This is a genomic window from Streptomyces sp. NPDC048566 (assembly GCF_043199735.1).
Classification (GTDB): domain Bacteria; phylum Actinomycetota; class Actinomycetes; order Streptomycetales; family Streptomycetaceae; genus Streptomyces.
Map to the genome: position 1 here is coordinate 74,715 of NZ_JBICWL010000002.1, position 19,311 is coordinate 94,025.

Consider the following 19,311-nt stretch of genomic DNA (forward strand, 5'->3'; position numbering starts at 1 on the left):
GGCCGGCGCCCCGCCCGCGGTCGGCGGCCCGGAAACGCGCCGCGGGTCCGCCGGACGGCCGTACCCGTCACCTGCCCGGTCCCCGTCCGCGTGCGGGCCGGGCCCGGGGCGCCTTTGCTCGTGCCGAGGCAGCACGGGCCTTCCGATTCTCGGCGGCGCATGGGAAGTACCGCCAACCGTGCCGCTGGAGGGCAGTTCCTATGCGTACCACTCGGACACTTCTCCGCTCGGGCCTGACCACGGCCGCCGTCGTCGCGCTTCCGCTCACGCTGGCCGCGCCGTCGGCCCAGGCATGGGGTTCCGGGATCTCGGTGAGCACCAGCGGCACCTCGGTCTCGGTCACCACCAGTGCCTGCCCGAGCAACGGCAGCAGCTTCGGCAACGCCTCGCTGCTCTCCAGCGGCCAGGCGAACTTCGCCCAGGGCCGCCAGATGCCGCTCACGGGCACCAGCAGCAGTCAGTCGGCGTCCTGGACCGGCGTGGGCGCCGGAACGTACACGGTCATCGTGGTGTGCGGTGACGGCACCACGGCGGGCACCCAGTCGATCATCGTCTCGGCCCCGTCGACGCCCACGATCTCGGCGACCGCCTCGGCCTCGCCCTCACGCGGCGTCATGGGCGGCGTCGGCGGGGCCGTGAAGGACTACGGCACCGCCACCGTCGCCGGCGGAGCGGCGCTGGTCGTGACGGGAACGGTGGCGGCGGTCTGGTTCCTGCGCCGCCGCTCCAAGCCCCACCGCCTCTGACCGACGGCGCGGGCGATCCGCGGACCGGCGCCGGCCGGCGGCCCGAGCGGCCTCGGGCGGACCCGGGGCCCGGGCGGCCGCCCGGTCAGGTCCGGTCCAGCCGGCCGACCTCCTCGGCGGCCTGGGCCAGCCAGCGGGTCCAGAAGGTCTCCAGGTCGATCCCCGCCCGCAGCACGAGGTGGCGCAACCGGTCCTCGGGAGTGTCCCTGCCGGGCGGGAAGTCCCGCTCCTGGATCTCCTCGTACTCGGCCAGCTGAGCCTGGTGCAGCGCGAGATGGCGCCGCAGGTCCGCTTCCAGCCCCTCGGTGCCGACGACGGCGGCGGCCCGCAGCCGCAGCAGCATCGTGTCCCGCAGCGGCCGGGGGTCCTGCGCCGCTGCGGTCCAGCGGGCCAGCTCCGAACGTCCCGCGGGCAGCACCTCGTAGTTCTTCTTCTGGCCGCGGGCGGGCTGTTCGGCGGGCAGTTCCCGGATGTAGCCCTCGGCCTCCAGCTTGCCCAGCTCCCGGTAGATCTGCTGATGCGTCGCCGACCAGAAGTAGCCGATCGACTTGTCGAACCGCCGGGTGAGCCCGAGACCCGACGAGGGCTTCTCGAGCAGGGCGGTGAGGATCGCGTGCGGGAGTGACATGGGGTCATCCTAGGGAGAGCCGGCCGGGCCGGACGGCACGCGGCCCGTACGGTCCGGCCGCCCACCGCCCCTCCCCCGGGCCTTGGCCGCGGGACGCCTCAGAGGGCGGCCGCGAGTTCGGTGCCCTGCTGGATGGCACGCTTCGCGTCCAGCTCCGCGGCCACGTCGGCGCCGCCGATGAGGTGCACGCCGCGGCCCGTGGCGCGCAGCTCCTCGTAGAGGTCGCGGCGCGGCTCCTGGCCGGTGCACAGCACGATGGTGTCGACCTCCAGCACCTGGCTTACGCCGTCGACGGTGACGTGGAGCCCGGCGTCGTCGATGCGGTCGTACCGGACGCCCGGGACCGTGGTGACGCCCCGGTGCTTCAGTTCGGTGCGGTGGATCCATCCGGTGGTCTTGCCCAGTCCCGCCCCGACCTTGCCGGTCTTGCGCTGCAGGAGGTGGACGGTGCGCGGCGGGGCCGGCCGCTCGGGTGCCGTGAGACCTCCGGCGGCCCGGTAGTCCATGTCCACGCCCCAGCCCCGGAAGTACACCGCCGGGTCCTCGCTCGCCTTGTCGCCGCCGTCGGTGAGGAACTCGGCGACGTCGAACCCGATGCCGCCCGCACCGAGGATGGCGACGCGGTCGCCGACGGGAGCCCCGTCGCGCAGCACGTCGAGGTAGCCGACGACGCTCGGGTGGTCGACGCCCGGGATCTCGGGGACGCGCGGACGGACGCCGGTGGCGACGACGACCTCCTCGAACCCCTCCAGGCCGTCCGCGGTCGCGGAGGTGTTCAACCGGACCTCCACGCCGTGCGCTTCGAGCTGGTGGCGGAAGTAGCGGATGGTCTCGTCGAACTCCTGCTTGCCGGGGACCTTGCGGGCGACGTTGAGCTGGCCGCCGATCTCGGCCGCCGCGTCGAAGAGGGTCACGGCGTGGCCGCGCTCGGCGGCGCTCACGGCGCAGGCCAGCCCCGCGGGGCCGGCCCCGACCACGGCGACCCGCTTGCGGCGCCGGGTCGGCGTGAGCACCAGCTCGGTCTCGTGGCAGGCGCGCGGGTTGACCAGGCACGAGGTGATCTTGCCGCTGAAGGTGTGGTCGAGGCACGCCTGGTTGCAGCCGATGCAGGTGTTGATGGCCTCGGGACGCCCCTCCGCCGCCTTGGCGACGAAGTCGGGGTCGGCGAGCATCGGCCGGGCCAGCGACACCATGTCGGCGTACCCGTCGGCGAGCAACCGCTCCGCGATCTCGGGGGTGTTGATGCGGTTGGTGGTGACGAGCGGGATCGAGACCGAGCCCATGACCTTCCGGGTCACCCAGGCGTACGCGCCGCGCGGCACCGAGGTCGCGATGGTGGGGATGCGGGCCTCGTGCCAGCCGACCCCGGTGTTGATGATCGTCGCCCCGGCGGCCTCGACGGCGCGGGCGAGCGTGACGACCTCGTCGAGCGTGGAACCGCCGGGCACCAGGTCGAGCATCGACAGGCGGTAGATGATGATGAAGTCCTCGCCGACGGCCTCGCGCACGCGGCGGACGATCTCGACGGGGAAGCGGATCCGGTTCTCGTACGAGCCGCCCCAGCGGTCCTCGCGGCGGTTGGTCTGGAGGGCGATGAACTCGTTGATCAGGTAGCCCTCGGAGCCCATGATCTCGACACCGTCGTATCCCGCGCGGCGGGCGAGCCGGGCGGCCCGGACGTAGTCGTCGATGGTCCGCTCGATCTCCGCGTCGGTCAGTTCGCGGGGCGGGAAGGGGCTGATCGGCGCCTGGAGGGGGCTCGGCGCGACGAGGTCCCGGTGGTAGGCGTAGCGGCCGAAGTGGAGGATCTGGAGCGCGATCCTGCCGCCCTCGCGGTGGACCGCGGCGGTGACGCCGGCGTGCTGGTCTGCCTCGGCCTCGGTGGTCAGCTTGGCGCCGCCCTCGTAGGGGCGCCCCGCGTCGTTGGGGGCGATGCCCCCGGTGACGATCAGGCCGACACCGCCGCGCGCGCGGGCGGCGTAGAACTCCGCCATGCGCTCGAAGCCGCGCTCGGCCTCCTCCAGACCCACGTGCATGGAGCCCATGAGCACGCGGTTGGGCAGGGTGGTGAAGCCCAGGTCCAGCGGCTTCAGCAGGTGCGGGTAACGGCTCATCGGGCCCTCCGTGCGCGGTGTCGTACGTCTGTTGTAGACGAGGCGGGCGCCATTGTGCAACTAGTTGCACAATGAGGAGCGTCACGCGTTCGGCGGCGACCGGGCGGGAGTGGGCGACGGTCTCGACCGGCGGCACCGCCCCCGGGGCGGTGCCGGGAGGCGGGCGGGCCTTCACCGGTGCCGACGAAGGGCCCGCCCGCTGCGGGACCGTCCCGGACCGGGCCCCGCCCGGCCCGGGACAGGGGAACGGATGGCGGGCCGAGGGGGCCGCTGCGCGTCCGCGGCCCGCCCCTGCCCGGGGTCAGGGCTTCACGCCGACCACGACGTGCGCCCAGCCCTCCTCGGGGACGGCCTGCCGGGCGGTCAGGCCGGCGTCGGTGAAGATCCCGACGGCCGCCGCGGCCTGGTGCTCGCCGGTCTCCACGAGCAGGCAGCCGCCGCGGGCCAGCCAGCGCGGCCCCTCCGCGGCGACGCGGCGCACGAGGTCGAGTCCGTCCGCGCCGCCGTCCAGTGCCGTCAGGGGCTCGTGGTCCCTGGCCTCCGCGGGCAGCAGCCCCACCTCACCGGTGGGGACGTAGGGCACGTTGGCGGCGAGCAGGTCGACGCGCCCGCGCAGGACGCCGGGCAGTGCCGAGAACAGGTCGCCCTGGTGGACCCGGCCGTCGAAGGGCGCGACGTTGCGGCGGGCGCAGCGCACCGCGGCCGGATCGATGTCGCAGGCGTGCAGTTCGGGCCCGCCGAGAGCGGCCGCCAGCGCGGCGCCGACCGCGCCCGATCCGCAGCACAGGTCGACCACGAGGGACGCGCCGGGCGCGAGCGCCACCGCCTCGTCGACGAGGAACTCGGTGCGGCGGCGGGGCACGAAGACGCCGGGTTCGAGGGTGACGCGCAGCCCGTGGAACTCCGCCCAGCCGAGGACGTGTTCGAGGGGAACGCCGGCTGCCCGCCGGCTCACCATCGTGGCGGCCTCGTCGGGCGTGCGGGCGGTGGAGAGAATGAGTTCCGCCTCGTCCTCGGGGAAGACGCAGCCGGCGGAGCGGAGGGCGGTGACCACGGATGGCGCGCGGACGGCGGCAGGCGTGGCACCGGGGCCGTCAGGAGACAGGGGAGGCATGAAGCCGAGGGCCTTTCGACGAACCGAAGGGCGCTCCCGCGGTCACCTGGAGGCGGCGACCGCGTCACTCGGGGAGGAGAGCACCCGACCTGGCACAGCGGTAATGGGTCCCACCTCCTCGGCGACGTCTCCGGCAGCGACGCTCGGCGGCCGGGACGGCCACCTTACAGGACCGCCCGACACCCCGGGGGTCACACGCCGACCGACTCCTCGGCCTCCTCCTCCGACTCCGCCCTGGCCCGGTCCCCGGCGCTCGGCAGGGGCCGTTCCCCTCGCTCCGAGCGCTCCGGCCCGCCGTCCGGCGCCGGGTTCTCCGGGTGCCCGGGGGCGCCGGCGGGGCGTCCCGCGCGCCGGTGGCGCGAGCGCTCGACGCCACCGGCGACCGCGGTCGCCACCAGGCCGAGCAGCAGCCATCCGGCGAGGGTCCCCGCCGCGCGCGTGAGGCCGTCGCCGTCGAAGTAGAGGAGACCGCGGACGCCCTCGACGAAGCCGGCGCCGTTCCAGAAGGCGTGCAGCGCGCCGAAGAACCCGTTCTGCAGCTCCGGGCGGAACAGACCGCCGGAGCTGGTGAAGTTGAGCATCACGAACAGCACCATCATCGCGAGGGTGGTCCACCGTTTGAGGAAGGTGTGGAGGCCCACGCCGACGAAGAGGATGCCCGCGGAGTAGAGCCAGCCGAGCGCCCAGACGCCCGCGAGGTCGTGGTGCGCCAGGTGGAAGACCGGTCCGGCGAGCGCCGTTCCGATGCCGCCGACGACGGCGGACACCGCGACCGCCAGCAGGGCGCGTATCCGCAGCGGCAGTCCGCCGCCCGCGGCGCCGAGTGCCGCGACGGAGGCGTAGGAGCCGATGCTGAGCGCGATCAGCAGGAAGAACAGGCCCTGGCCCGTGGGGTCGTCCTCGACGGGCGCGGCGACGTCGGTGACCTTCAGGGGGAGGCCCTGCCGCGCGGCGATCGGGGTGAAGACGCGCTCGGCGGCGGTGGCCCCGGTGTCGGAGGCGGCGGTGGCGACGACCAGTTCGGGCGCCCGGTCGCCCGGCACGTAGGCACCCGTGACGGTGCGGGAGGTGACGAGGCGGACCGCCTGCGCGCGGTCGGCGACGGTACGGACGTCGAGGCGGTCGCCGGCCCGGTCCTTGACGGTCTGTGCGAACGCCCTGGTGTCGGGACCGGCGCCGACGACGGCGACGGGAAGGTGGTGGGGCTCCGGCGTGACGAACGCGCCCATGTAGGCCAGCCCCATGCCGAGACACATCAGCAGCGGGGTGACCAGGTGCGTGAGCACGTGGCGCAGGGCCGGTGAACGCAGGCCGGCGAGCACGCGATCTCCTTTGGTTGGCTTATACAACTCTCCATTCGGTTGTACTATACAACCAGGATCGGAAGGGAGGTCCCGCGATGGCATCCGAAGCCCCCGGCGAGAGCCTTCTCACGCCGGGCACCCCGCCCGCCGCGGGCGGCGGGGCCCGGAGTACGGCCCGCGGCACACGGCCCGCCGCAGCCGCCCGCACCGCGCGGGAGGAGCCGCGGGGCACGCCGGGACGCGGCACGGCGGCCCCGGACGGCAGGAGTACGGGTGGCGCGGACCCGGACGACACCGGCACCGACGGCATCGACACGGGCGGCTCGGGCACGGCAGGCGGAGACAGGGACGGCGGGCACGGGGGCGGCCCGGCGGCCGGGGACACGACGCCGGGTACCGCGGCGGCGGGCGGTTCGGCGGCCGAGGCGGCCGTCGAGACCATCCAGCGCGAGATGACCGTGTTCGCGCGCCGCGCCCGCGCCTCGGCGGGCCGCATGCACCCCGAACTGTCCCTGGTCTCCTACACCCTGCTCGGGCATCTGGAAGAGGTCGGCGGCTGCCGCGCCACCGACCTGGCGGCGCACTACGCCCTCGACAAGTCGACGGTGAGCCGGCAGGTGGCGGCCCTGGAGCGGGCCGGGCTGATCGAGCGGCGCACCGACCCCGAGGACCAGCGGGTCCAGGTGCTGCACCTGACCGGCGCGGGCACCGGGATCCTCTCGCAGGTGACCCGCAGCCGGCGGGTGGCGTTCCGGGAGCGGTTGGCGGGCTGGCCCGAGGAGGACCTCGCCCGTTTCGCCTCGTACCTGCTGCGCTACAACGCCTCGGGCACGGACCCCGCCGGGCCGGAGGGACCGGGCGGGCGGTCCGGCCGCTGAGCCGAGGGCCGCCGCCCCCTCCGGCGGCGGGCCTCAGCCCACACCGAGCGGCGCTCCGTCCCCCAGGTGCTCCGGCACCCGCGTGCCCAGGAACCTGGTCGGGCGGCGGAGCCGGAAGCCCAGGGACTCGTAGAGGCGGATGGCGTGGGTGTTGCCCGCGCCGGTGTGCAGGAACACCTGCTCGCCGCGGGCCCGGACGCCGTGGGCGACGGCGAGGATCAGCCGGGTGGCGAGCCCCTCGCCCCGGTGGTCCGGGTCGGTGCAGACGGCGCTGATCTCGGTCCAGCCGGGCGGGTGCAACCGCTCCCCCGCCATGGCGGCCAGCACGCCGCCCCGGCGGATGCCGAGGTAGGTGCCGAGTTCGACGGTGCGGGGCAGGAAGGGACCCGGCCGGGTCCGTTCCACCAGGTCCAGCATCTCCGGCACGTCGGCGGGGCCCAGCTCCACCGCCTCCGGGTCCGGTGCCGCGGCGAGGCCGTCGTCGACGAGTTGCACGCCGTCGATGGCGAACGTCAACTCCCAGCCGTCCGGCGTCGCGCCCGTGTATCCGGCGAGCGGTGCCTCTCCGCCGGGCCCGACCAGGGCCGCGAGGTCCGCCCAGTCGGCGGGGCCGGGATCGTCGGGGAGCGCCAGCCACGGCGACACGTCGACCGGATAGCGCAGGACGCGCCCGCGCCGCTCGGCGAAGTGGGCGTGCGGGCCGGTGAGCGATCCGAGCGCCGGGTTGTCGAGGGGGTGGGTGCTCACCGGGCCACCTCGCACAGCGGGGCGCGGCGCGGGAACCGGCGCTCGCCGCCTCCCGCACCCGGGGTGGTCGCGCCGGGCCCGGCCGCGGCGGCGGCACCGGTGGCAACCGCGCCGACGGGGGCTCCGCGGCGCGGCCCGGCGAAGCCGGCGCGGCCATCGCGCGGACGCGCCGCCGGACGGGGGCCCGCGGCGGGCCGCCCGCGGCCGGCCGGGGCGAGGCCGGGCGTGCGGGCCGGGCCGGTCTCCGGGCCCGGCCGATCCGGCTCCGCCGGGGCCTGCGCCCGCGAGCGGACCCCGCGGCGTGCGACCGCGTACGCCTTGGGCATCTGCTGTCTCCCTCTCCCTCGTGGTCGTCACGGGTCGCCGGCCATCGCCCTCCCCGGTCGTGGGTGAGTGGGGGTGCCGGCTCCCGCCTCAGCAGCAAGGAAGATCGACGCGCGGGTATTCCCGGCCGCGCGGACAGGGGGCGGACGCACGCCGGCGGTCCGGGTCGCACCCCGCCCGGTGGGAGCGGCGGGCGCCGCCGGCCTACGCCGTCCCCCCCACGGTGATCCCACATTCCGGGGCGGGTCGCCGGGGCCGACGCGGCGGACCGGCCCCGATCTTCCTCGCCCTGCGCGCCGGACCTCACTCCGGCCGCATCCCCGCGGCCGACGGACCTCACGTCGTCGCGGTCCCCCGCGACCGCCGGGCCACCCACACGTAGCCCGCCGGCCCGAGCGAGCCGCGCACCATGAAGTCCGCCCGCAACCGGACGAGTTCACCCACCTCCGCGGGACGCGGGACCGCCGGCGGGACCGAGGCGGTGAGGACTCCCGCGACCGCCGGAGCCGCGGCATCGGTCAAGGCACCGATCAGCGGCGGGCCGAGGCACCACGCCGTCCGCGTCGCGCGTACCCCGCGTCCCTCACCGCGGTCTCCGAGCCGCGCGAGCAACGTGCAGTGAGCCGAGAGACCGGGCCGCGTCCCGTCTCCGCGCCCGTTCGACGACGGCAGCCGCAGCGGACTCGGATCGTCCGCTGCGGCAGGGGTGTACCGGCCCGCCGGCCCGGGCAGTCGAGGAGCATCCGGTGTCCTGACGGACGGTGACCGGACGCGCGTCGTCGGCGCCGGTGCCGGCCCGCACGGCGGGGGCGGGTGCCGCACGAGGCGCGGATCGGCCGTACGGCGCGGGAATCGGCCAGGTGACCGGCTTCCGGTGGCGGGCCCGGGGCCCCGGTGCCGTGCGGGGTCCGTCGGGCCGGGTGTCCCGGAGGCGCACGGCGGTGAGGAGAGGGCATGCGGACCAGGGTGTTCGGCTGGCGGTGGCGCCGCAATTCCCTGCGACGGCGCTGCGACGTCGTCGACGCGTGGTGCGTGCTGGTGGCCGGCATCCTGCTGCTGGCCGGTGCTCCACTGGCGGGAGTCGCGGCCGGATGGCGGACATACGACGTGGGCCGCGCGGAGGCGGCGGCGCAGCGCGCCGCGCTGCGCCCGGTGCGCGCCGTGCTGCTGGCCGACACCCCGCGGGCGGTTCCCGCGGCGCCGGGCGGTGCCCGGCGGTCGGTCCCCGCGCCGGTGCGCTGGACCGGGTCGGACGGCAGGCCCCGGACCGATCTCACGCGGGTGCCCTGGGGAACACGCGGCGGTGCGGTGATCGACGTGTGGACCGATGCCCGGGACCGGATCGTCCGCGCGCCCGCGGGCGCCTCGGCCGTCTGCCAGCGGGCCGTGGCCGTGGGCCTGTCCACCATGGTCGGCGCGGCACTCGCCGTGTGGATCGCGTGTTCGCGCCTGCGCCGGTCCGCCGAGCGCCGGCGGCTCGACGCGTGGGCGCGCGAGTGGGCGCTGACCGAGCCGGGCTGGACACGCCGCACCGCCTGAGCGCGCGGGCCGTCGGCCGGGAGGACCGGGCACCCCGGCGGCGACGACGCGGTCCCCGGAGCCGCGCGTACGGTGTGGTCACCCGCGCCCCGTACGCCGAAAGGTGGCCCCCGATGGCCCTGTTCGACCTGCCCGTCGACGAACTGCGCAGCTACCGCAGCGCGTCCACGGAGCCCGACGACTTCGACGCCTTCTGGGAGCGGACGCTCCAGGAGGCCGCGGAGCACGAACTCGGCGCGCGCTTCGAGCCGGTGGAGACCTCCCTGAGGACGGTGCGGGTGCAGGACGTCACGTTCGCCGGGTTCGGCGGGCATCCGGTCAAGGGCTGGCTGACCGTCCCGGCCGATGCGGCGGCGCCCCTGCCGACGGTGGTCGAGTTCATCGGGTACGGCGGCGGCCGGGGCCTCGCGCACACGCACCTGCTGTGGGCCTCGGCGGGCTGCGCGCACTTCGTGATGGACACCCGGGGCCAGGCCGGCGCCTGGGGCGGCGGCGGGACCCCGGACCCGGTGGGCAGCGGGCCGGCGTTCCCCGGGTTCATGACGCGGGGCGTGGAGGACCCCGCCGGCTACTACTACCGCCGGCTGTTCACCGACGCGGTGCGGGCGGTGCAGGCCGCCCGCACCCACCCGCTGGTCGACCCGGCCCGCGTCGCCGTGCTCGGCGGGAGCCAGGGCGGCGGCATCGCGATCGCGGTGGGCGGCCTGGTGCCGGACCTCGCCGCGGTCCTGCCGGACGTGCCGTTCCTGTGCGACTTCCCGCGCGCGACGGTGGTCACGGACCGCCTGCCGTACCGGGAGATCGGCAACTACCTGAAGACGCACCGGGGGCGGACCGGGCAGGTGCTGCGCACCCTGGCGTACTTCGACGGCGTGCACTTCGCGGCGCGCGGCCGGGCGCCGGCGCTGTTCTCGGTGGCCCTGGAGGACCAGACCTGCCCGCCTTCGACGGTCTTCGCGGCGTTCAACGCCTGGGCGGCGGCGGACAAGCACATCGAGGTGTACGACTTCAACGACCACGAGGGCGGCGGCCCCTACCAGCAGGCGGCCCAACTGGCCTGGCTGCCGCAGCACGTCTGATCCCGCGGCGGCAGCCGGCCGGAACGGCGACGCGGGGCCCGGTCGGCGGGCAGAACGGCGGGCCCGGGGCGAGACGGAGACCGGTCGCCACGCGCTCGCGCCCCGCCACCGGCGCGCGGCCGGCGCTCCCCCGGCGGCAGACGGCCGCGCCTCGCGGCGAGCGGGGCAGGGTCGGCGGGGCAGCGGGCGCGCAGTGCCGGCGCGCGGCGGAGGCGGCGCGGACCGGGGCCCCGGGGCGGCCGACGGCTCGCGCCGACCGGACCCGGGGGCTTTCGGACACGACGCCCCCGGCGGCCTCCCGGGGTCGTCCGGCCCCCGTTCGGGCCCGGCACCGGGATGCAGGTCCGGCCGGCCGGGCCCCCGGATCGCAGACGACCCAAGGAGGACGGCACCACGCGGCGCGTTCGCGGGCCGGACTCGGCGACCGGCCCGCGCGGCCCGCGAACGCGGAACGAAACCGGCCGAAGTACCCGGCCGCTCTTCCCAAGTGGTTTAGACCAATGCTAGATGTGGTGGCGCAATGAGCCCGCACGGCTACGTCGAGTCACCACACAGGAGGCGCGGACATGGCCCGCACCACCCACCCGTCCGAGCACGAACCGCTCTACGCCCGCATCGCCGCGCAGCTGCTCGGCGAGCTGCGCGACGGGTCCGTCCCGCCCGGCCGGCGCCTGCCCGGAGAGCGCGAGTTGGCCACCCGGTTCGGCGTGAGCCGGGAAACCGTACGCCAGGCACTCCAGCTCCTGCGGCGCAGCGGACAGGTCTCCACCGACCGGCGCGGCAGCCACGCCGCGCTGTCCGGCTCCCCCGCCGAGCCCGTGCCCTCGCTCGACTTCCCCGTGGGAGCGCAGGCGGCTCGGGCCTGCGCGCGCCGCCGAACCACGGTGACCTGGGAGGCGCCCCCGCCGGAGCACGCCAAAGCCCTCGGCCTCGCCCCGGCCCGCGCCACCCTGGTGCACCGCTACGAGTCCGCCGCGGCGGACGGCAGCGGCCTGCGGACGGCCGTCACCTCGTTCTCCGCCTTCGCCGTGACCGAGGTCGAGGAACTCGCCCGCTACCGCGACCGAGCGGACGGGCACGCCTCGGCGCAGCTCTCCCGCGCCTACGACTGGATGCGCAAGGCCGGCCTGACGCTGCACCACCGGGACACCATCACACGGCTCCCCCGGTCCGTACGGGTCACCCGGCGCGTGCACGACCAGTACGACCGCCCGCTGGAGATCACGGAACTCACCGTGGACGCCCCGCAGGACGCCCTGGTCTACGAGTTCACCCTGCCCGCCGCCGGGTGACGCCGCCGCCGGGCGGCCGGAACGGCTCGGGGCGGCGTCCCCACCGCGCGTGCGAGGTCCTGCGGGGCACGGCCCCGGGGACGGGACAGGCCCCGGCGCCGCCCGGGGAGGGTGCGCCGATCGGCGCGGGCGCCGGGCGGGTCACGCCGGTCCGGCGGACGTCCCCGCGGGCGCGCCCGGCCGGGTGGCCACGACCATCCGGACCCGTGGGCCGCCGTCCGCGCGGCGGCCGAACTCGGGCAGCGCGTACAGCTCCACACGGAACCCGGCCCCGGCCAGCTCCCGCCGCACGTCGGCCAGCCGGAACCGCCGGTAGTACATGACGAACGTCGGGCGCAGGACGGCGTTGCGCACCCGCATCACCGCGTCGAACCCGAGCAGCCCCCAGTACCAGGGCGACCGGGGGCCCGGCGGCGCGGCGATCGGGAACGCGAAGCGTCCGCCGGGGCGCAGCACGGAGTGGACCCCGGCGAACAGGCCGGGAAGCTCGTGCGGAAGGAAGTGCCCGAACGCGCCGAAGCTGACGACCAGGTCGAACGCCGGGCCGAAGGGCAGGGCGCGGGCGTCGCCGCGCACCCAGGACACGGCCGGAACCTCGCCGCCCGGGGCGGGCGCCGGGGCCGCGCCGGCGAGCCGCCTCCGTCCGACCGCGAGCATGCCCGCACTGATGTCGACGCCGGTCACGCTCCCGCGGCACAGCTCCCTCAGTACCTCGATGCCGGCGCCCGTGCCGCAGCACAGGTCGAGCCCGTCGGCGAAGGGCCCGAGCGGTCCGAGGGCGCGCCCGACGGCGTCGAGGATCGCGTCCGGGGTCCGGAAGGGCGTGTGGTCGAACGTGGGGGCCAGGAGGTCGTAGCCGTGCTCGACCGACGACAGGGCCTGCACGGCCAGTTCGCGGAGGCTCGGGCCTTGCGGGGAGAACATCTCTCCGAGCTTAGGGCCGGCGGACACGGCGCGGGCGGTGTGCCGGGAACACGCGTGGCACCGGCGGAGCGGCGCGCCCGTCCGCCGGCCCCGAGGACGGCCGTCACACCGTCCGGCACTCCGCGAGGCGTCGTTCGAGGAAGCGGCGCTCGGCCGCGTTCTCCACCAGGCCCAGCGCCCGCTCGTAGGCGAGGGCGGCCTCCCGGGTGCGGCCGTCCCGGCGCAGCAGGTCCGCCCGGGTGGCGGGCAGCAGGTGGTAGCCCGCCAGTTCGCCCTCCTCCTCCAGTTCCGCGACCAGGGCGAGCCCCGCGTCGACGCCCTGGGACAGGCCGATCGCGACCGCCCGGTTCAGCCGGACCACGCCGGAGGGCACGAAGTGCCGCAGCTCTCCGTACAGGGCGGCGATGTCGGCCCAGTCGGTGTCGGCGGCGGTCGGCGCCGTGGTGTGGCACGCGGCGATCGCGGCCTGGATCTGGTAGGGGCCGGGCCGCCTCCGGCGCAGGGCGGCCTCCAGCAGGGCGGCTCCCTCGTCGATCGCCGGCCGGTCCCAGGCCGTGCGGTCCTGCTCCTCCAGCGTGACGAGGTCGCCTGCCGCGTCCACGCGTGTGCCGCGCCGGGCGTCGTGCAGCAGCAACAGGGCGAGCAGGCCGAGCACTTCGGGTTCGTCGGGCATCAGGCGGGCCAGGACGCGGGCCAGCCGGATCGCCTCGGCGCACAGGCCGGCGCGTACCAGGCCGGCCCCCGCGGTGGCGGCGTAGCCCTCGTTGAACAGCAGGTAGAGCACGCCGAGGACGCCGGTGGTGCGCTCGGGCAGCAGGTGCGCGGGAGGCACCCGGTACGGGATGCCCGCGTTGCGGATCTTGCGTTTGGCGCGGACCAGACGCTGGGCCATGGTCGCCTCGGGGACGACGAAGGCCCGCGCGATCTCGGGTGTGGTCAGCCCCGCCAGGGTGCGCAGGGTGAGCGCCACCCTGGCCTCGATGGCCAGCGCGGGGTGGCAGCAGGTGAAGATCAGCCGCAGCCGGTCGTCCGCCACGCCGCTCGCGTCATCCGGGTCGGGCCCGCTGGGATCGTCGTCCCGTGTCAGCACGGCCGCCTCCCGCAGTTTCCGCGCGCCGACCGCCTCGCGGCGCAGCACGTCCAGGGCGCGGTTGCGCGCGGTCGTGGTGAGCCAGGCGCCGGGGCGGCGCGGGACTCCGTCGCGCCGCCACCGGTCCAGGGCCTGGGCGAAGGCGTCCTGCGCGCACTCCTCGGCGAGGTCCCAGTCGCCGGTCACCCGGATGAGGGTGGCGACGACCTGGCCCCATTCCTCGTGGAAGGCGGTCGCGACCGCCTCCTCGACGTCCGCGTTCACTCCCAGACCGGCCGCACCTCCACCGATCCGCCGGCGAGCGCCGCCGGGTGCCGGGAGGCCAGCGAGACGGCCTCGTCGAGGTCGGCCACCTCGATGATGTCGATGCCCGCGACGTACTCCTTGGACTCGACGAACGGGCCGTCGCTGAGCAGGACGTCGTCGCCGTGCACGCGGACGGTGGTGGCGTCGGACGCCGGCCGCAGCCGGGCTCCGCCCTTGACGATGCCGCGCGTGCGGACCTCGTCGATGTAGGAGGCGAAGCGGGGATCGGCGGCGATCTCCTCGGGGGCGAGTTCCTCGCCGTCGACGGGGGTGCAGATGAAAAGGGCGTACCTCATGAGCGGACCTCCCAGCTTCCGTCGTCACCGGCGCCCGCGGGGACCGAGCTGTGCTGGTGGACGATCTGCCAGCGGTCGCCCGCCTCCCGGTATCCGGTGGTGACGCGTGCCGTGGTGTCCAGTGTGCCGCCGTCGGTGCGTGCGGCGCGCGTGCGGACCAGGGCGTGGCTGAAGGCGATGCTCTCGTCGACGCGGAGGCGGAAGTCGGACACCTCGCGCTCGACGGGTCCGGCGATCGTGGCGAGGGCCCGTTCCCCTGCCTTGCGCAGGGCGTCGATCCCGCTCGTCTCCTGCCCGCTCGCGGCGGGGAAGACCTGCGCGTCGTGGGCGTAGCAGGCCATCGCGCGTTCGACGTCGCGCTCGCGGGCGGCCTCGGTGAGTTCGGCGTCCAGGCGGCGGATCTCGGTCTCGGCGTCCGTCTCGTCCCAGAACGCGCGGATCTCCATGGCGCCGAAGGACGCGACCGGGTGCCGTGCCGCGGCCTCGACCGCCTCCTCCAGGGTCGCGCATTCCAGCACGTCGAACCCGGCGATGTACTCCTTGGTCTCGGCGAACGGGCCGTCGGTGCGGAGCACCTCGCCGCCGCGCACGCGCACCGTCACCGCGTCGGCGGGCGGACGGAGCCGGTGGCCGTGCAGCCGCACCTCGCGCCGCGCGCTCAGGTCCTCGACCCAGGGTTCGACGGGCTCCGGCTGTGCGGGGGCCGCGGTGTCGTCCCCGCCGCCGCAGACGAGCAGCATGTACTTCATGGTTCCTCCCGGTGCTCAGGTGCTTCCTTCATCCCACCGACGTACGGGGCGGCGGCGAATCGACACAGGGCGCGCCTCTTTTTCCTCCCGCCCGCGGTCGGCTGCCCGCGGCGGTCACCGGCGCGGGGAACCGGGGTCAGGGGCGGGCGGCGCCGGGCCGCACCGGCAGGGCCCGGACGCTGTTCCCCACGAAGCTGGCGTGCCGGGACAGGTCCGCCTCCGGTACGGCGAGATCGAGGTGGGGGAAGCGCGTGAAGAGGCGCTCCAGGGCGATCGTGGCCTCCATCCGGGCGAGCGGGGCGCCGAGGCAGTAGTGGGCGCCGTGTCCGAGGGAGAGGTGGCGTGCGGCACCGGGCCGGCGGACGCGGGTGATGTCGAAGCGGTCGGCGTCCGGGCCGTGCGCGGCCGGGTCGCGGCCGGCGGCCGAGTAGCCCGCGAGCACGGGGGTGCCGCGGGGGATGACGGTCCCGTCGAGCGTGAGGTCGCGTACCGGGTAGCGGAAGGGGAAGTAGCTCACCGGCGCGTCCCAGCGCAGGGTCTCCTCGACGACGTCGGACCAGTCCGCTTCGCCCCGCAGCACGGCCGTCAGCTGTTCGCGGTGCCCGCACAAGGCCCGTACGGCGTTCGTGATCAGGTTCAGGGTCGTCTCGTGCCCGGCGATGATCATGAGGATCAGGGTCCCGACGAGTTCCTGCTCGCCGAGCCGGTCTCCGTCCTCGTCCCGGGCGGCGATGAGGGCGCTGGTGAGGTCGTCGCCGGGGGTCTCGGCACGCGCCGCCGCCACCTCGGTGAGCACGGCGAGCAGTTCGCGGTTCGCGGCGACGACCTGCTCGGGGCCGATGTCGGTGGCGACGACCTGGTTCGAGAGATGGTGCAGCCGGTCGCGGTACTCCGGGTCGACGCCGAGGAGTTCGCCGATGACGCCCATCGGCAGGGGCAGCGCGAAGTGCCGCCGCAGGTCCGCCACTCCCCCGCCGTCCCGCGCCGCCGCCTCCAGGTCGCCGAGCAGGCGGTCCGTCAACTGCACGATCCACGGGCGAAGTCGCTCCACCCGCCGAGCGGTGAAGGCCTTGCCGACCAGCGACCTGAGCCGCCGGTGGTCGTCGCCGTCCGCCGTCGTCATGCCCGGCACGGTGGCGAAGGTCAGCAGGGGCCAGCCGGCGGCGACACGGCCCTCGCGCAGCGCCGTGAAGTGCTCGGCGCCCTTGGCGACGTCCGGGTGGGCGAGGAACTCGCGCAGCGCCTCGTGCCCGAGGACCGCCGCGCCCTCCACCTCCCCGGGCAGCAGCACCTCGGTGACGGAACCGCGCGCGAGCAGCCGCGCGTTGTGGTCGTGCGGGCATCCGCCGGCGGGGTCCGGGCGGTACGGCGTGCGGGGCGGGCTGTCCACCGGGATCTCCTTGCTGCGGGGCCGAGTTGGGCGTCGCACGGCACCGTCGGCGCGGTGCGACGATCGATTGTGGCCCCTCGGAGCGGTGCGCGCAGCCCCCGGGCGGGCCTTTCGGCCGCCCGCCCCGGTCCCGGGCGAGGGGGTCCGGCGTGACGGTCAGCTGTCCAGGTCGTCGGCGAAGTGCCGGAAGCCGTGGCGTTCCCGGTGCATGCCCCAGAGCGTCTCCGCCAGCACGACCGGATCCTTGCGGGGGTGTCCGGCGCTGATCGCGCCGGGAACGATCAGCTGTCCGACGTGGATGCCCTCCGGTGCCAGGGTGTCGTGCAGCAGATGGCCGTAGGCGCTCTCGGCGGCGAACGCGATGGACGTGCCCGCCCGCTCGGCGTGCGGGACCGCGGCGCTGCCGCCGTTGACGAGCAGGATGGTGCCCCGGCCGAGGGCGCGCATCCGGGGAAGCACCTGCCGCACGGCGGCGACCGCCCCGTACAGGGAGAACTCGACGGGCCCGACGAGGTCCTCGGGCCGGGTCTCCAGGACCGGCCGCATGAAGTCCGGGTGGGGAAGGGGGCTGTACTGGAGCACCTCGACGGGTCCGAGGACGTCGGGCACGGCGTCGAGGGCCGCGGCGAGTGCCGTCGGGTCGCGCACGTCGGCCGCGAAGCCGCGGGCCTCGACGCCCGTCTCGGCGAGTTCCGCGGTCAGCGCGTCCAGCCGTTCACGGCTGCGCGAGACGAGCGCGACCGTGAAGCCCTCGCGGCCGAACCTCCGGGCGACGGCGGCGCCCAGACCGGGGCCGGCTCCGACGACGGCGATCGTGGTCATGTCCTCACCTCGGATGATCGGAGCGGGGCAGGGTACGGCGGGCCGCGGGAAGGCCGTCGGGCCCAGCCTAGTGCGCTGACCGGAGAGGTTCACCGGCTCGCGACGCCCGGCACGGCACCTCGCCGCGTTGTCGCACAACCCGAGTACATCCCGTACGCGGGAGACGCTCCGCCGTGCGATGCACCGCACCGGACGCCGCGAGCCGCCCGGCGAACCTTTCCGGTCAGCGCACTGGATCCGCCGGGGCCCGGCCGACACCGCAGGCGCGGAGCGTGCCGCCGTCACCGGCCGTCCGAACGGACCGCGAAGCGGAACCCGCCCGGGGCCCCGCCGGCACGGCCCCGGGCGGGTTCCGGGCGACGCCCGGACGCCCCGGGAGGCGCATCGGCGCGCCCGCGCGTGCGCCGGCCGCGAGCGGCTTCGGGGCGGGCGGGGAACAGAGCCGGGCTCGCGGGCGTTGTGGACAGCGCACCGCCGGCTCCGAGAGCGGGGCGCTGCCGGGCCCGCCGCCGCGGTGGTACGGTGGCGGCGGCACACGTGGACGCCTCTTCGCTCCGGCGCCGTGCCCATTCCCTCGTCTCTCCCGCCGACGCGCGGTCGATCCCGACCGGCGGACCGGCTTCCGGCACCACCTCCCCGGCACGACCGGCGACGCGCTCCCGTCATGTCCGGCCCGGTGTTCCTCCCGCCGCCCCGAGGCGCGCCCCGCGCCCTCCCCTCGCGGCCACTCCCCCTCCTTCCGCACACCGATGCGTCCCGTCCCCGAGAGGACATCCCATGACCACCACCCTCGAACGCCCCGCCCTACAGGAGCGGACCCCCGTCCGGACCGCCGCCGGCATCCTCGACATCGACCGCGACGGCAAGGGGCACCTGCGGTCCGCCGACTGCCTGCCCTCCCCCTCCGACCTCCAGGTCTCCCCCGCGCTCGTCCGCCGCCACGGTCTGCGCAAGGGGGACCGGGTCGAGGGCGTGCGCGGCGCGCCCCGCACCCTCACCGGCGTCCACCGCGTGAACGGCCGCTCGCCCGAAGAACCGCACCACCGCCCGCACTTCCACGACCTCACCCCGCTCCACCCGCGTGAGCGACTGCGCCTCGAACACCCGGCCGGTGGAACCGCAGGACGCGTCGTCGACCTGTTCGCGCCGGTCGGCAAGGGCCAGCGCGGCCTGATCGTCGCGCCGCCGAAGACCGGAAAGACGGTCCTGCTCCAGCAGATCGCCGCCGCGATCGCCGGGAACCACCCCGAATGCCACCTGATGGTGGTGCTGCTCGACGAGCGGCCCGAGGAGGTCACGGACATGCGCCGCTCCGTCCGCGGCGACGTCTTCGCCTCCACCTTCGACCAGACACCCCGTCAGCACATCGCGCTGGCCGACCTCGTCGTCGAGCGGGCCAAGCGGCTCGTCGAGGAGGGCCGGGACGTCGTCGTCCTGCTCGACTCCCTCACCCGGCTGTGCCGCGCGCACAACAACGCGGCGGCGGCCGGCGGCCGCACCCTCAGCGGAGGTCTCGACGCCTCCGCGCTCCAGGGCCCCAAGCGCCTGTTCGGCGCCGCGCGCCTCGCCGAGGAGGGCGGCTCCCTGACCATCCTCGCCACGGCCCTGGTCGAGACCGGCTCCCGTGCCGACGAGTTCGTCTTCGAGGAGCTGAAGGGCACCGGCAACATGGAGCTCCGGCTGGACCGGCTGACGGCCTCCCGCCGGGTCTTCCCCGCCGTCGACCTCGCCGCGACCGGCACCCGTCGCGAAGAACTCCTCCTTCCGGCCGCGGAGTTGCAGACCGTACGGGGGCTGCGCCGCGCCCTGCTGACCCGGGACGGCCGGACCTCCCTGGAGACACTGCTGGAGCGCCTGCGCGCCACGCCCGACAACGCGGCCTTCCTGCGCCGGGTCCAGCCCACCCTGCGCCCCTGACCCCGTCCGGGTACGGCATCCGGGTGCTCGGAGCCGTCGCGCGGCCCGGGCA

At 75.9% G+C, this 19,311-nt stretch carries 18 protein-coding genes; 6 read left to right on the forward strand and 12 right to left on the reverse strand.

Annotated elements, in window-relative coordinates; genetic code table 11:
* Window positions 1-200 precede the first annotated feature (200 nt).
* Window positions 201-746, forward strand: coding sequence for a hypothetical protein (locus ACGFS9_RS04140; RefSeq protein WP_393250663.1), 546 nt, complete (start codon window positions 201-203; stop codon window positions 744-746).
* Window positions 747-831: 85 nt separating this feature from the next.
* On the opposite strand, the gene ACGFS9_RS04145 is transcribed toward ACGFS9_RS04140, so the two are convergent.
* From ACGFS9_RS04145 to ACGFS9_RS04160, 4 genes are all read right to left on the reverse strand, one after another.
* Entirely contained in the window at window positions 832-1,374 is a 543-nt protein-coding gene (locus tag ACGFS9_RS04145; RefSeq protein WP_393250665.1) for a PadR family transcriptional regulator, read from the reverse strand.
* Between the two features lie 98 nt (window positions 1,375-1,472).
* A complete protein-coding gene (locus ACGFS9_RS04150; RefSeq protein ID WP_393250667.1) occupies window positions 1,473-3,488 on the reverse strand; it encodes an FAD-dependent oxidoreductase in 2,016 nt (671 codons plus the stop codon).
* A gap of 301 nt (window positions 3,489-3,789) precedes the next feature.
* Window positions 3,790-4,602, reverse strand: coding sequence for a putative protein N(5)-glutamine methyltransferase (locus tag ACGFS9_RS04155; RefSeq protein WP_393250669.1), 813 nt, complete (start codon window positions 4,600-4,602; stop codon window positions 3,790-3,792).
* A 191-nt stretch (window positions 4,603-4,793) separates the two neighbouring features.
* Window positions 4,794-5,912, reverse strand: coding sequence for a hypothetical protein (locus ACGFS9_RS04160; protein WP_393251253.1), 1,119 nt, complete (start codon window positions 5,910-5,912; stop codon window positions 4,794-4,796).
* A gap of 446 nt (window positions 5,913-6,358) precedes the next feature.
* Between ACGFS9_RS04160 and ACGFS9_RS04165 the strand changes: the two genes are divergently transcribed.
* Window positions 6,359-6,784, forward strand: coding sequence for a MarR family winged helix-turn-helix transcriptional regulator (locus ACGFS9_RS04165; RefSeq protein WP_393251254.1), 426 nt, complete (start codon window positions 6,359-6,361; stop codon window positions 6,782-6,784).
* A 33-nt stretch (window positions 6,785-6,817) separates the two neighbouring features.
* On the opposite strand, the gene ACGFS9_RS04170 is transcribed toward ACGFS9_RS04165, so the two are convergent.
* Together ACGFS9_RS04170 and ACGFS9_RS04175 are read right to left on the reverse strand one after the other, a co-directional pair.
* Window positions 6,818-7,531, reverse strand: coding sequence for a GNAT family N-acetyltransferase (locus ACGFS9_RS04170; RefSeq protein ID WP_393250671.1), 714 nt, complete (start codon window positions 7,529-7,531; stop codon window positions 6,818-6,820).
* 660 nt (window positions 7,532-8,191) lie between these two features.
* Window positions 8,192-8,377, reverse strand: coding sequence for a hypothetical protein (locus ACGFS9_RS04175; protein WP_393250673.1), 186 nt, complete (start codon window positions 8,375-8,377; stop codon window positions 8,192-8,194).
* Window positions 8,378-8,809: 432 nt separating this feature from the next.
* Here ACGFS9_RS04175 and ACGFS9_RS04180 point away from each other — a divergent pair, with 432 nt between their 5' ends.
* From ACGFS9_RS04180 to ACGFS9_RS04190, 3 genes are all read left to right on the forward strand, one after another.
* The gene (locus ACGFS9_RS04180) at window positions 8,810-9,394 is read left to right on the forward strand and encodes a hypothetical protein (protein WP_393250675.1); all 585 of its coding nucleotides are present in this window, start codon (window positions 8,810-8,812) and stop codon (window positions 9,392-9,394) included.
* 113 nt (window positions 9,395-9,507) lie between these two features.
* Window positions 9,508-10,473 (forward strand): acetylxylan esterase, encoded by a 966-nt coding sequence (locus ACGFS9_RS04185; RefSeq protein ID WP_393250676.1) that lies wholly within the window; start codon window positions 9,508-9,510, stop codon window positions 10,471-10,473.
* Between the two features lie 566 nt (window positions 10,474-11,039).
* Window positions 11,040-11,765 (forward strand): winged helix-turn-helix domain-containing protein, encoded by a 726-nt coding sequence (locus tag ACGFS9_RS04190; protein ID WP_393250678.1) that lies wholly within the window; start codon window positions 11,040-11,042, stop codon window positions 11,763-11,765.
* Between the two features lie 141 nt (window positions 11,766-11,906).
* Here ACGFS9_RS04190 and ACGFS9_RS04195 read toward each other — a convergent pair whose 3' ends face one another.
* The 6 genes from ACGFS9_RS04195 to ACGFS9_RS04220 all read right to left on the reverse strand — a co-directional run bounded on the left by ACGFS9_RS04195 (window position 11,907) and on the right by ACGFS9_RS04220 (window position 17,342).
* Window positions 11,907-12,689, reverse strand: a complete 783-nt coding sequence (locus tag ACGFS9_RS04195; protein WP_393250680.1) for a class I SAM-dependent methyltransferase — start codon at window positions 12,687-12,689, stop codon at window positions 11,907-11,909.
* A 103-nt stretch (window positions 12,690-12,792) separates the two neighbouring features.
* Window positions 12,793-14,043: an RNA polymerase sigma factor gene (locus tag ACGFS9_RS04200; RefSeq protein ID WP_393250682.1), complete on the reverse strand. Its 1,251-nt coding sequence runs from the start codon at window positions 14,041-14,043 to the stop codon at window positions 12,793-12,795.
* The gene (locus ACGFS9_RS04205) at window positions 14,040-14,381 is read right to left on the reverse strand and encodes a YciI family protein (protein WP_393250684.1); all 342 of its coding nucleotides are present in this window, start codon (window positions 14,379-14,381) and stop codon (window positions 14,040-14,042) included. Before ACGFS9_RS04205 ends, ACGFS9_RS04200 begins: the two co-directional genes overlap by 4 nt.
* Window positions 14,378-15,130 (reverse strand): nuclear transport factor 2 family protein, encoded by a 753-nt coding sequence (locus ACGFS9_RS04210; protein ID WP_393250685.1) that lies wholly within the window; start codon window positions 15,128-15,130, stop codon window positions 14,378-14,380. Before ACGFS9_RS04210 ends, ACGFS9_RS04205 begins: the two co-directional genes overlap by 4 nt.
* A 136-nt stretch (window positions 15,131-15,266) precedes the next feature.
* Window positions 15,267-16,520, reverse strand: a complete 1,254-nt coding sequence (locus ACGFS9_RS04215; protein ID WP_393250687.1) for a cytochrome P450 — start codon at window positions 16,518-16,520, stop codon at window positions 15,267-15,269.
* Between the two features lie 156 nt (window positions 16,521-16,676).
* Entirely contained in the window at window positions 16,677-17,342 is a 666-nt protein-coding gene (locus ACGFS9_RS04220) for an SDR family NAD(P)-dependent oxidoreductase (protein ID WP_393250689.1), read from the reverse strand.
* 777 nt (window positions 17,343-18,119) lie between these two features.
* Between ACGFS9_RS04220 and rho the strand changes: the two genes are divergently transcribed.
* Window positions 18,120-19,259 carry a transcription termination factor Rho gene (gene rho / locus ACGFS9_RS04225; protein WP_393250691.1) on the forward strand — a complete coding sequence of 380 codons (1,140 nt, stop codon included), beginning with the start codon at window positions 18,120-18,122 and terminating at the stop codon, window positions 19,257-19,259.
* Window positions 19,260-19,311 lie beyond the last annotated feature (52 nt).